Here is a 12969-nt window from a genome sequence, read left to right as displayed (position 1 = left end):
AGGACGAGAGGACTTTGCCTCTCTTATGCTCCTGCAACTTCCTTTGTATTTACTGGATTATCTTTAGTATTAGCTATTTCAACCTTAGTTGGAGCAACTTGATCTGTTGATATTACATTATAAAACAATACTGCAATTGCATCATCTCTAAGAACTTTTGATCCATACATACATAACCCTCTAACGCCATCAGCAAAACTATTTTGAAGCCTCATAGCTTCCATTTCATCTAATTGTTTAGCAGCACCTATAGCTCCTTTATAATGAGCAACTATTTGGTTAGCTGGTTTTTCTTCACTACATATAACTTTCATACCATTTATAGTTTGTCCTTCAACTACTCCATTTTGAAGCACTACTGGATTAGATGTAAATCTTCTATCTTTAGAAAGTAACCCTAGAATCTCTGCATCTATAGTTACATATCTATCCGTTTTAGGTACTTTATTTTTAGAAAGTATAGTTCCTAAGTCAACAATATAATCATATATATTTTTAGATGATATATCCTTCTTTGAAGATGATGCACCTATTTTATTAGATGATTTAACACCTCCTGCTAATGTAATATAAAAATCCTTATCATATGTTTCAGCTAATACTGCTGCATGTTCTGCTGTAGTTGCTGCCATAACATCCGCTACTAATTGTACCTTATCGCAATCATCTAAACTAAATGCAAAATACTTCTTTTTATCAAAAGTCATTTCTATTGGAGTAGTATTAATTTCATCCCATGAAACAGTTCCTGAATAATCCTTTATAGTTCCTGCTCCAACTCTATTAAATATTACTTTATTTCCTTTAATTTTAGTTGGTTTTGTTGAGACTGCCTCTGCTACTGATACTGAATGAAAATTGGCAATCAATGCACCTTCCCATAATGTTGCTTTAAAATTTGTTACTGTCATTTAAATTCCCTCTTTCTATTTATTATTTTGTATAGCCATAAATTGAGCTGCTACTTCTTCAGCGGTCATATTATCAGCATTGGCCATTAATGCTTCATATGTGTTATTTCCTCCTGAACCACCTTCTGGATTTACTGGTGGAATTCCACTTATCTTTTCTTCGAATAAATCTTTATAATTATCCTTTAATCCTTTTAACTGATCATCAAGACCTGTAATTTCACCATCTTTATTTATTGATAGTTTTTCCCTATCAATTTTACTAGCCAGTAAATCACTATGTTTTGCTTTAGCTTGAGATAATGCTTTTTCAATAGCACTATCTAGAGTTAAATTTCTAACCTTAGCTTCATACTCAGCCTTTTGTGTCTTAATAGTTGATTCATGATCTTTGATTGTTTTCTGCAATGTTTCATTATCAACATTATTTTTCTTTAAGTCTGCTATAGTTGTATTAGCTGTTTTAAGCTGTCCATTAATATCATTGAATGTTTCCTTTGGCACCGCATTTTTAGGAAACTCTGTATTAATATCTTTCATTAATGCTTCAATATCCAGCCTACCATCAACTATTTTTGCACTTTCTAATAATTTTCTTAACCATTCCATTTTATCTTTCTCCTTTACTTCTAATAGATTTTTATACCTGCTCTCCAGGTAATGTAGAGTCACCTTTGTTCTTTATGCCCTGCAAACCTGTAAAAAGGGCAATATAAAAAGCCTTAGTTTCCTAAGACTTTTAGTTGTTCACAATTTATTTCTTATCATCCTTAAATTTAGATATAATAAAAAGTACTTAATTATTAAGTACTTTACCATTCAACCTATCCATTTCTATCTTTAGATCTTTTCTTATTTTATTTACTTTCTCAATATCTCCTATAGCCGTATATACTTTTATTTGTTTAATTAATTTTCTAGTGATTTTACTATTAATACACACTAAATATTTCTTATTACAATAAGGACAATTAAAATATGTTTCTGTTATCATTGCTCCTAGATAACTTTCTTCTAACATATCATTTTCAGGTTCAAATTCACCATTACATTTCTTACATACAATTTTCATATTTTTCTCCTTAATAAATTTATTTCGCTAAATCTTAATTTCACGAACTCTATTTTTATTACGGTTTTATGCCATTTATAAAGATTAATTTATACTTTTTTTGTTTATATAAACTAAACATTTATATTAAAAAGTATCATTTCGTAGTAATAACAACGAAGTATTTATATTTGTATAATAAAAGCACCTACTATTTAACTTAGTAAGTGCTTTTTAATCTTCTATTGCATATTTTGCCCACTGTATTTCTTGTTTCATATCAATATTGGGGTATTGTTTTTCAAGCTTTTCTATAAACCTAATAAAATCTTTACTTTGAGACTTTTTAGCTATATCTTCAAATATCTCTGTAAGTATATATATATCTTCTTCTTTAAAATTATCGAAGTATTTAATTGTTTCTTTTATATCTTTAGAAAATATTATCGGTAGTTCATCCCACCACTCCATTGGAGCATCTACATTATGTTCAACTGTCCATTTTCTGTATTGTAGTATTTCCGAAACTCTTTCACCATTAATCATTCTTCTTCACCTCCACTAATCTTTGAATATTATCTGGAAAGATAGTTTTAATTTTTCTCTCATTACAATTATAACATACTACTACAGTAACATCATTATAGTTTGCATATTTATATATAGCAGTAGTAATACCATTAAATTCAAATTTTTCTATTATATATTTACTTTTGTCTTTCAAATTAACTACATATATACCAGCTTTCTCAATATCTTTTGCTTTCCATTCTTTAGGAAACCAACTTTGATTAATATCATTCCTTTTCTTCTTATCACTATGCTTAGGTACATTTCCACATCTTACACCATTAGAATACTTCTTAAGTATATTATACTCTATTTGACGTTTATCTAAAAGCTTAATATTATCTTCTCCATGACCTCCACTTTTAAGCTTTATTTCTCCTGGTTTAACCTTCTTAGGATTTCTAGGATTAGTAAAATCACCTTCATTTGAATGCTTTAAACTTGCTTTAGATATATTTAACTTTCTATTTTTATTATTAAATCCATTATCTAAATTATTTCTTTTATTAAACTCATTATTTATATCTTCTTTAGCATTATCATAATCTTTCTTAGCACTCTTTTCATCTATAACTGGCAATATAGTACATCTACAGTTTGAATGTAATGGCAATGTAGGACATGATCTTAACTCATATATATTTCCATGCTTCATTCCACATACATGACAAGTTCTTTCATCTGTTGCAGCCCATAATTGAACCTTCTGACAACCACTATCTTTATATGCCTTCTTGGTACTTTCATTTAAATAATGCATTGTTTCAGTTCTTACAAGTCTATGACTTACATTAAACCCTTCATTCATTCTATTATTTAGTTGTATTGCCATCTCTGTAATAGTCTTTCCCTGTATAATCCCATTAGTTAATATATCATTCAAATTAGATACTAATACCTGATTATTCTTCCACAGTCTTTCTGAAAAGTTACTTCCTAACCAAGGTTTTCTAAGCATTTCTTCCATTACTTTTTTAGGAACAAAATCAAATTGAGTTAATCCCATATTTATCATTATATTAGAATAGGTTTCTTTAAACCCTTCAATCATATTAGTTTTACCAAAGCTTTCAACATTGTCTCCAAGGTCTCGTATAATATTTTCTATATTCTTTTGCAGTCCAATTAATCTATTATATTTGTGCATATCTGATAAGGTAGGAGTACTTGTTTTGACTTTTTCTGCAACTCTATATAATTCATCTGATATGCTTAAACTAGCTTCCTGATACATCTCAAGTAAAGTTCTATTCTTTTCTTCTAAATTATTATAAGTTTTCCATGTACTATTAGCTATTCTTTTTTCCCAATACTCACTACTTTTCATCTACCTCACCACCTAATGGTATCTTGTCTTGAAAGGGTAAATTCTCTTGTTTCTCTTCTTTTAATGCCTTTTTTTCCTTTTCAACATCTTTGATCCATGGATGATTAGCTATTATAGTATCATCTGATACAACTCCTTTTGATTTTTGACAATTCTCAATTACTTCTGACTCATTTATCTCCATATCTCTATTAAATATAATATCTAAATCAATATTTTTATGTGTTCCTAAATTATTTTCTGATAAATACATATTTATAAAGTATAATAAGTTTTCAAATCCCATTTTGAATTCTGTTTCTAGTGCATTACACTTTAAATCAAGTCCTGCATACATAAATTTAAGAGCAACACCACTTGGAGAACTACCAAACTTATCTAAATCTTTATTTACACTTTGTCCATCTTCTATTAAGTCCCTTTTTAATTGCTCATAGTGTTCTCTTAAAGCTGTTATATCCATAGTTGGTGTTATTGTATCAACACCCCCCTCTGTTGGATCATCTATAGGGATAGCTCTATCTTCATTTAAACGCCTCATGAATTCTGATATTTCTTCTCCACCATAACCTTTTAATATGAAAATTAGATTCTTAACTTCTTCAACATAATTAGCAGCCTCACTTCTTGATAAATCATAATTATCTACTAAGCTTTTTACAAACTTAATATCTGGAAGTTCTATTCTATTATTCTTAAATGGTATAAACGGGACTCTACCCCAAGCATACCATTCTTCACCTTTCTTATAGTGTGCTACAGGCCCATTATTATCATTGTTCCTATTGTAATCTGGTACTAATAATCTATTATCTAATTTATAATAATTTACGCCATCCTTACTCCATACTTCAACATTAGTTATAGTCTTTTTCTTATCATATTCCCATACAACAGTTTCATATACTCTTATCATACTTTCTATTTCCGCATGACTATTATCTTTCCATATAGGAATACATTGTTCAGAAGGAATTATCATAGTTTTAAAGTTTCCATCTTCATCTATATAAGCTTGAAGCCATGCTATACCTTTATTACTAGCTTCATAGCCTAGTCCACTTAATTGATACTGAAAGTGTCTTCCTAAAACATTCTTTACTTTTTCAACATAACTTTTATCATCACATTTAAGGCTATAATCTTTTGATAATAAATACGCAATCTTTTCATCAACCATATTCTTATATTTTGAATGTGCTAATTTATTATTTGCTTTATAAGTTTCTTCAACTTCTGTTCCTTTAATTTTTTTAGTTATTTTTCTTTTAAAGATGTCATTTTCAACTTTATAATATTTCTCTCCTATTAACATCCATTGTCTTTTATTATCAACTTTAAAATCATTTATCATAGAAACTACTTTATTATCAGTTAAATTATTTTCCTGTATTGCCATAACTCCAGCTTTCACTCCCTTCTTAAATTTATTCCATATTTCTTTGATCCCCATTGTATCACCCCTTATATTCATAACTTGTAAGTTTTGAATATACTTTAATCTTCACCAAAAAATCTTATTTCAATCGGTGTCAAAACTTATATTTATTTATTGCTACCAAAATTTCTTAATCCACTACCTTTTAAATTAGAAACTTCATAATCATCTAATCCATACCAAATAGCAGATAGAGTATGCGGATCTATATTGAATTCATCTTCTATAATTTCTCCTGACCTCTTATCTACTTTAAAAGTTAACTCCTTTAATTCTTCAATTGTGTTTACACATATATCAGAGCAGATTATTTTATTAAATCTTTTAACTTTTTTAGTGTACATAGCCCTAGAACCTTTGAACTTTTTACAAGCTTTAATCCTAAACCCTTTTTGCTTATAGTACCTAATAGCTTTAGGCTCTGCATTATCTGCTTTAATTAATTCTTGTGTTTCAATAAACTCCTTAATATCTTCTGCTATTTCAGGATCTGTTTTATTCTTAGAATAATATTCCCAATATAAATATAAAATTTTATTATCATGGTCTATTGCCATTCTAAGTATTGCATTATAGGAAGTTATAAATCCAAAGTCCATCCCATTTTTAAGCAATGGATTTTTTATTTTCTTTATTTCCTCCATTACTTTATTGTGATTTTTAACTTCAAATTGAGGAAATACTAATAATCCATTTGCTCCAAACATACCCTTTCTAGCTATTCTATACAAATCTGGATCACTATTTTTTAAATCATCTAATGTTTCTATATAATCTTTTGGCACAAAAAAATTATCATCAACTGTAGAATGATGATAATATGTTTTTCCATCTCTTATTATTCTTTGATTATACAAATCAGTATCTTTCAATATATATATCTTATTTTTACTATCCTCAAAGAATTCTTTATAACACCAATTACCCTTACTTACTGGATTAGTAGATAATATAATATGATTACTCAGTGTTGGATGTCTTAATCTACCCTTTAACTCTTTAAATCCTTCATATTTAACTTCTGAACATTCCTCTAGCCATATTATAGACACACCATTTAAAGATTTTAATTTAGCTGGATTATCCATACCTTTAAATATTATTTTACTTCCATTAGGAAATTTCACTTGCATTGGTGATGATGTAAATATTATTTCATCTTCATCAAATCCCATAGCAAGTACTACCTCTTGAAGTAAATCAAAACAAGACTCTCTTATTGTTTCATAGACTTCTCTAACTACTAACGCCTTTCTTTTTTCCTGTAATAATTTCTTTATAAGTTTAATAGCAACATGATAACTTTTTGAACTTCCATATCCTCCAACTAGAAAATAATATTTACTTTCCCAATCATCAATAAAGTCATAAAAATGATTATTAACAGAAAATCTTACTGCCCTTGTTAATCTACTCATTTATCTCACCAACCTTTATAAATTCAATCTTAATAGGGCCTTTATTATCGTTACCACTAATTTTATCTACTTCTACTTTTAACTTTTTAATTCTAAGTTTTTGTTCCTCTGTAGCTAAATCCCAGTTCTTATGAATCAATACTTCATAATCGTTTATCATTTTATTTAGAGTATTCATAGCTGAAGCTTGTGCCTTAATAAATCTCTCTTGCTTATCCCAAGCAAATTGTAATTCATATTCATACTCTTCTTCGCCTTCACTAGTATTGGTCTTTTCTGTAGATCTAGTTTTATTCTTAACTTTACTCTTTTTTAATTCCTTGGTTAAATCAGCATGATTTTTAACATGCATGATTTTTTGTGATCTGATAATAGATGAGTAAAGTAACATTATATTATCCCATAACATATCTACAGCACTTATATTTTCATCAACTACACCTTTAATTATTACTTTAGTTGCAGCTGGAAGGTACTTAGCTAAAAAACCTTTATCTAAGAACTTAGAACTATCACAATACGTACCATGTTTTAAATTATTTAAATTTCCTTTTGGTGCTCCCCCTTTATTCCCGATTGAATTTTTATTTCCTTTAGGAGCTCCACCTTTTAATTTTGAATCCCAATTATCTTTCCTTTTCCAATAATTAATATTGGCTACTTTTTCACTTAATATTTCTGCTATCTTAACTGATGAAATATTAGCTTTATACTCTTTATATAATTCATATGCCTTTTTTCTATTTTCATTAGGTGGTCTAGCCATACTTTCTCCTTTCTTCACAAAATAAAAAAAGCTATGCTTTTATGCATTAGCTTTTCTCTTTCTAACTTCTCTAATCAAAGTACTTTTACTTATATCAGTTATTTCAACTACTTCACTATAACTATGCGTTTTTAATAATTCAACTGCATAATCTAATTGTTTCTTAGTATATTTTTTAGGTCTACCTTCTTTAAAGCCTTCCTTTTGTTTAGCAATAGCTTTTCCTTCTTGTGTTCTTTGAACTATCATATCTCTTTCAAACTCTGCAAAGGCACTCATAACACTAAATATTAATCTACCAGTCGGAGTATCTTCTATTAGTCCCATATTTAATATGTGGACTTTTATTCCCTTTTCTATTAATGATCTTACTGTGGTAATTCCTTCTACTGTACTTCTTGCAAATCTATCAAGTTTACAAACCATCAAAGTATCACCTTTTTCAAGTTTCTTTAATAACTCCTGGAATAATGGCCTATCAATTTTAGTTCCTGTAAATTGTTCCTTTATAACTTCAATTGCTCCATTATCTTTTAATTGATTTTCCTGTTGCTCTAAACTATTTCCATCTATTTGACTTCTAGTACTAACTCTTGCATATCCATATATTTTACCCATATTTTCCGCCTCACTTTTGATACTATGTTTTGACCATCTTCTATAAGGCTATTATAGGTTATTACTCTTCTTGTGTCAATACTTTTAAGTTTTGACTATGATATTAATTATAACTAACATAATAACTAATAAGATTTTTGCTTAATAGTAGATATATCAATGCTTCCGAAGAATGGGTTATGTTGTACCTTACCTAGAATTACTATCAAAAAATTTGATTAACAATTAAAAATTATCTTTAAATCTCTCTAAGTCGTTGAATTTAAAGGGATTCAGCATACTTATGCTTTTTATTCTCAATCCGTAATAACAGTTATGATTGCTGATATACTTTTTTTATTATATATATTAGTAGAGTTTTTTTATTTCTCTACTGAATCCGTATAGCTTACTTTTTTTCGTATTCATATATAAAAAAATTAAAGTCTATCGTCAGCTATCTCTGCTGCATCTTCTTTAACTTCATCATCTAAACTTAAATATCTTTTTGTTGTTTCTATATTCTTATGGCCTAAAGCAATTCTTACATATTCAATATCCTTTGTTCGCTCCCATAGTCTATGTGCATATGTTTTTCTCATACTATGTCCTGATATATGTTTTAATTCTAAATCTTCTCCAACCATTTTTAAAATATCAGAATATGATTTTTGAGTTATATGTTTATTTCCTTTTCCATTTCTAGATGGAAATGCATACTCAGATTTTCTTTTTCCTTTTACATAATCCTTAAGCAACCTTTTTAATTTAGGTTTTATAGGAGCTTTCCTTTTATCAGGTATCTTTTTATTTGAATTAGGATTATTTTTAAGATGAGTAAGATATTCTCTATATTGCTTTTTTTCTTGTATATAAAATTCTTCATCCTCTAAGGCTTCTTTAAGCTGTGATATTGTTAAATCTACAATATCTTGAGTTCTATATCCTGTTGCTACTCCAATATAAAATATCATTAAGTTACGCTCTGGGAATTCAACGCTCAATTCTTCTAATCTTGCTTTAAATCTTATATAATCTTTTTCTGGTATAGGTGATGCTGGTACCTTTTTTCTAGCCACCTTGTCTCACCTGCCTAATTGCACCACTGTTTCCTCTCCTATAAGAGCTATGTTTCATAAGTTGCTCTATATCTCTTTTACTAAGTAAATTATCCTTAATCTTATTAAACTCTTTTGGTTGATTGTTTTTAATTATTTTTCCTATTTTCATGATCTCACCTCACTTTTAGGTAAAATAAAAAGCACCTAATAACTGAATAGCACAACAGTTATTAAATGCTTTTAATGTAATCCCTTCCGAAGGGTATTTTATTTTAGCCACCTTCGGCATCTTACCTATATGTTACTATTTATTCTTACTTTTGTACACAAAATAGTATCACTTTTATATCAAATTTGTACATAATTTTGTATCATTTTTTTCTCACTTTTTTCTGATTTTAATTTATTATATATATGCTAGTGCTAATATAAACTTTTCTAATGAATTTTTCTTTAATCTATAGTATCTATTTCTATCTATCTTTAACTCTTCTTGTACTTCTTCCCTTGTTATATCTTCCCTAAAATATGAAGTTTCTATTATTTTTTTACTACTATTATCTAACCTATCTATTACATACTCTATAGCATGTATAACTCTTCTTCTATAATCATTATCTATAGCTTCACTTTCCACCTTACTACTTGGACAATTGCTTTTTTCATATACAAGATCCCACCTTGTAGCAGATCCAAGTCCTGGAGTTTCTAATGATATTAAATAATATGGATAGTTTTTTAATTCTCTTTCAGCTTTTGACTTTAATATTTTATATTCTTCTCTTGATATTCCCATTTTACATCCTCACTTTTTAATTTATCTATATAACGAGATATAGGTGTTCGTGAAGAACACCTTATTCACTAAACTAATAAATTAAAAAACCTCCTTATTATTTACATTAAATTTTATTAGTTAGTAATATCCCATATTTTTTGAATATTTCAGCCCCTATTAATGTCGGCTCTATTCCATTAACTTTACATTTGTTTATATATCTTTCTAATATTTTAAAACTCATATATTTATACTCCTTTACTTAAAGAGTAATCTGAGTTATAATCTAATTGCGGTTAGGTTGTAACTCAGGTTACGCCTTTTTTTTATTTAATTTAGAATTACTCTAAATTCTAATATCATTTCTATATCCTTCATATATTTCACAATAATTTCAAGCTAATCTATAACATTAAATTCATTCTTATTTAAATTAAATTCTTGTAACGTATCGCAGTATTTACAGTGATACAGTTCAACTAGTTCTTTATTGTCATTATTGCCTGGTGCAATAAATGACAATTCTTCTTTACATACCTTACATCTTTTTATTTCCATTACCTTTTCTAACGCTCCTTCAACTGAATATCCTAGAAAATATAGTCTAACTATTTCCTCAATATATTCCATTACTGTAGACTTGTTTAAATTCATCTTCGTTACCTATTTCTTTTAATGCTTGTTGTAGTAATATTCCATACAATGCATAATTAAATTTATCCTTTTTATAATTTGTGGCCATTTCCATACTGTGACTATGATCTATAAGCTCTCTGCTTTTCTTGAAAAATTCTATAACTTCTTTACTTAACATACTATCCTCTCCATATATCTAATGGAGCAAATCTTTGATATTGTCCAACCCATCCAAGTTTTATTGTTTTGACTTCTCCATTTCTATTTTTACCAACTATAACTTCTGCTATATTCTTCTCTTCTGATTCTTTATTGTAATATTCATCTCTATATAAAAACATTATTACATCAGCATCTTGCTCTATTGATCCTGATTCTCTCAAATCTGATAACATAGGTCTATGATCTGCCCTTTGTTCTGGTGCTCTTGATAATTGTGATAATGCAATTACTGTTATATCTAATTTTTTAGCCATCTTCTTTAACTCTCTAGATATTTTTGCTATCTCTTGCTCTCTAGAATAATTTTTATCAAGTGATTCAATTAATTGAAGATAGTCTATTATTACAACATCTAGACCTTTTTTCTTCTTCAAGTTTCTACATTGTGACTTTATATCAGCAATACTTATTGATTCATCATCTATATAAATACTTCTCTTAGCTATTTCATTTGCAGCTATAGCTATCTTTCCAAATTGCTCTGTATTTAATTTTCCTGTCTTTATATTTTGGAATTCTACTAAACACCTTGATGATATTAATCTTTGCATAAGTTGACTTCTTGGCATTTCAAGAGAAAATATTCCAACCTTTGCTTCCTTTGAAGCATATTGTCCAATATTTAAAGCAAATGCTGTTTTTCCCATAGAAGGCCTTGCTGCTACTACTATAAAATCACCTTTTTGTAATCCTGATAAGCAAGTATCTAACTCTTTAAATCCTGTAGTTTTTCCAGTTATTTTACCACCATTTTTATAACTCTCTTCTATTTGCTTTAATACTTCATCTACCGCATCTGATGCTGAAATTATATTACCTGAATCTTTGCTTATAGCCTGATATAACTTATCTTCTATTCCGTTAACCACTTCTTGTATTTCATTATCTTCATAGCTTTTTTCTATTAGCTCTCTTCCTGCTTTTATAAGTTTTCTTCTATCTGCTTTATCTTTAACTATTTGTGTATAATTAAATACATTGTCATTGTATATAGCTGCTGAACTTATCTCTGTTACATAATTAACTCCTCCACACTTCTCAATAATTCCTTTTGAGTTTAACTCTTCAAGTAGTGTTATTAAGTCAACATCAATTTCCTTATGTGATAAGATCTTAATAGATTCATATATGACTCTATGCTTGTCCAAATAAAAATCTTCTACTGTCAATACATCTTCTACCTCTTGCAACTTCTCTTTGTCATTTATTATGCAACCAAGAACTACTTGCTCTGCTTGAATATTCTGTGGTGTACTTCTCATACTACATATCCTCCTGTAAAATTATGTTAAAGTTATTGGTACTCTCATTTGATTCTTCTTTAGGCGTATTACATTTATCCTTATCGTCATATGTGCCTTCTAAAACTTTGATATAATTGCTTTGTTTTACTATCCAATCAAAATTGCAATTCTCCCATTTTCCTGTCTTACCTGATAAAAATGAGCTTCCTTCAACCCTATTAAACAATTCCTGTATATTCTCAATCCCTAGTTCTCTAAACATACTCTTTATTTTCTTGTCTCTGACTTTGGACCTGGCTCTAACTTTCGGTAAAGACTTACAGATGTCATTGAACAATTTAATAATTTCGTTATATGGAACTCTGTTGTCAGATGATTCATCATCTTGACTATATATATTATTAGATTGATTATTTAGTAGATGAATCTTTGTTGTACATTTTGACGGACACCCGGTGTCTGTTTTGATGGACACCCCCTCTACATTTTGAGGTACACCCTGTTCATTTTGAGGTACACCCTGTTCATTTTGATGTACACACTCACTATTAGAATTACTTATTAGCTCTATATATTTAGGTCCTAAAGCAAAATATGAAAAAGTTCCGCCTTCCTTTTTGGTATAATGAGTTAGAATACCTAAATCTCTTAATTTAAGCATTCTGTTCATAATTGTTCTTTTCCCAAGTTCTAAAAAAGGCATTTCTTCAACCATAGTATTATAATTAACCCAATAGTAAGTATTATCATCTAATACTTCTGCCTTCATTTTTCCAGTTTCTCTAAAATCTATAAAAAATCTAAGTATAGCCATATCTTTCATATCTAACTTAAATTCCACCATTTTTGACACTGAAAATCCTAAAAATGAATATTGCATAAATCATTCCTCCTATTTTCAATTGTCAATATAATAATTATTAATATAACTTTCATTTTGCATCCTCCAA

Annotated in this window: 16 protein-coding genes; all 16 read right to left on the bottom strand. The window is 28.5% G+C overall.

Annotation, left to right across the window (positions count from 1 at the left end; genetic code table 11):
* Nucleotides 1-23: 23 nt before the first annotated feature.
* The 16 genes from BTM21_RS03795 to BTM21_RS13820 all read right to left on the bottom strand — a co-directional run bounded on the left by BTM21_RS03795 (nt 24) and on the right by BTM21_RS13820 (nt 12899).
* Nucleotides 24-911, bottom strand: a complete 888-nt coding sequence (locus tag BTM21_RS03795) for a hypothetical protein (RefSeq protein ID WP_021876046.1) — start codon at nt 909-911, stop codon at nt 24-26.
* A gap of 15 nt (nt 912-926) precedes the next feature.
* The gene (locus BTM21_RS03790; protein WP_021876047.1) at nt 927-1520 is read right to left on the bottom strand and encodes a phage scaffolding protein; all 594 of its coding nucleotides are present in this window, start codon (nt 1518-1520) and stop codon (nt 927-929) included.
* A 187-nt stretch (nt 1521-1707) separates the two neighbouring features.
* Nucleotides 1708-1983 (bottom strand): hypothetical protein, encoded by a 276-nt coding sequence (locus BTM21_RS03785; protein ID WP_021876048.1) that lies wholly within the window; start codon nt 1981-1983, stop codon nt 1708-1710.
* Between the two features lie 213 nt (nt 1984-2196).
* Nucleotides 2197-2508: a hypothetical protein gene (locus tag BTM21_RS03780; RefSeq protein ID WP_079481467.1), complete on the bottom strand. Its 312-nt coding sequence runs from the start codon at nt 2506-2508 to the stop codon at nt 2197-2199.
* Entirely contained in the window at nt 2501-3859 is a 1359-nt protein-coding gene (locus BTM21_RS13645; protein WP_079481468.1) for a minor capsid protein, read from the bottom strand. Before BTM21_RS13645 ends, BTM21_RS03780 begins: the two co-directional genes overlap by 8 nt.
* Complete coding sequence (locus tag BTM21_RS03770; RefSeq protein WP_079481469.1) at nt 3849-5312, bottom strand: phage portal protein; 1464 nt, start codon at nt 5310-5312, stop codon at nt 3849-3851. The genes BTM21_RS13645 and BTM21_RS03770 overlap by 11 nt, the downstream gene beginning before the upstream one ends.
* Nucleotides 5313-5404: 92 nt before the next feature.
* Nucleotides 5405-6715 carry a PBSX family phage terminase large subunit gene (locus BTM21_RS03765; protein ID WP_079481470.1) on the bottom strand — a complete coding sequence of 437 codons (1311 nt, stop codon included), beginning with the start codon at nt 6713-6715 and terminating at the stop codon, nt 5405-5407.
* On the bottom strand, nt 6708-7481 hold the full coding sequence (terS, locus tag BTM21_RS03760) for a phage terminase small subunit (RefSeq protein ID WP_079481471.1): 774 nt from the start codon (nt 7479-7481) through the stop codon (nt 6708-6710). Before terS ends, BTM21_RS03765 begins: the two co-directional genes overlap by 8 nt.
* Nucleotides 7482-7520: 39 nt before the next feature.
* Nucleotides 7521-8099, bottom strand: coding sequence for a recombinase family protein (locus BTM21_RS03755; protein ID WP_021876054.1), 579 nt, complete (start codon nt 8097-8099; stop codon nt 7521-7523).
* A 419-nt stretch (nt 8100-8518) separates the two neighbouring features.
* Nucleotides 8519-9157 carry a tyrosine-type recombinase/integrase gene (locus BTM21_RS03750; protein WP_021876055.1) on the bottom strand — a complete coding sequence of 213 codons (639 nt, stop codon included), beginning with the start codon at nt 9155-9157 and terminating at the stop codon, nt 8519-8521.
* Complete coding sequence (locus tag BTM21_RS13750) at nt 9150-9308, bottom strand: hypothetical protein (RefSeq protein ID WP_165489634.1); 159 nt, start codon at nt 9306-9308, stop codon at nt 9150-9152. The genes BTM21_RS03750 and BTM21_RS13750 overlap by 8 nt, the downstream gene beginning before the upstream one ends.
* A gap of 237 nt (nt 9309-9545) precedes the next feature.
* Nucleotides 9546-9935 (bottom strand): ArpU family phage packaging/lysis transcriptional regulator, encoded by a 390-nt coding sequence (locus tag BTM21_RS03745; RefSeq protein WP_021876056.1) that lies wholly within the window; start codon nt 9933-9935, stop codon nt 9546-9548.
* A gap of 381 nt (nt 9936-10316) precedes the next feature.
* Nucleotides 10317-10571, bottom strand: a complete 255-nt coding sequence (locus BTM21_RS03740) for a hypothetical protein (protein WP_151901569.1) — start codon at nt 10569-10571, stop codon at nt 10317-10319.
* Complete coding sequence (locus BTM21_RS03735) at nt 10534-10731, bottom strand: hypothetical protein (RefSeq protein ID WP_021876059.1); 198 nt, start codon at nt 10729-10731, stop codon at nt 10534-10536. Before BTM21_RS03735 ends, BTM21_RS03740 begins: the two co-directional genes overlap by 38 nt.
* A 1-nt stretch (nt 10732) precedes the next feature.
* Nucleotides 10733-12037: a replicative DNA helicase gene (gene dnaB, locus BTM21_RS03730; RefSeq protein ID WP_021876060.1), complete on the bottom strand. Its 1305-nt coding sequence runs from the start codon at nt 12035-12037 to the stop codon at nt 10733-10735.
* 1 nt (nt 12038) lies between these two features.
* A complete protein-coding gene (locus BTM21_RS13820; protein ID WP_021876061.1) occupies nt 12039-12899 on the bottom strand; it encodes a hypothetical protein in 861 nt (286 codons plus the stop codon).
* Nucleotides 12900-12969: the final 70 nt, after the last annotated feature.

The organism is Clostridium chauvoei, assembly GCF_002327185.1.
GTDB classification, from domain to species: Bacteria; Bacillota; Clostridia; order Clostridiales; family Clostridiaceae; genus Clostridium; species Clostridium chauvoei.
This window is presented reverse-complemented; position numbering and strand designations above follow the sequence as displayed.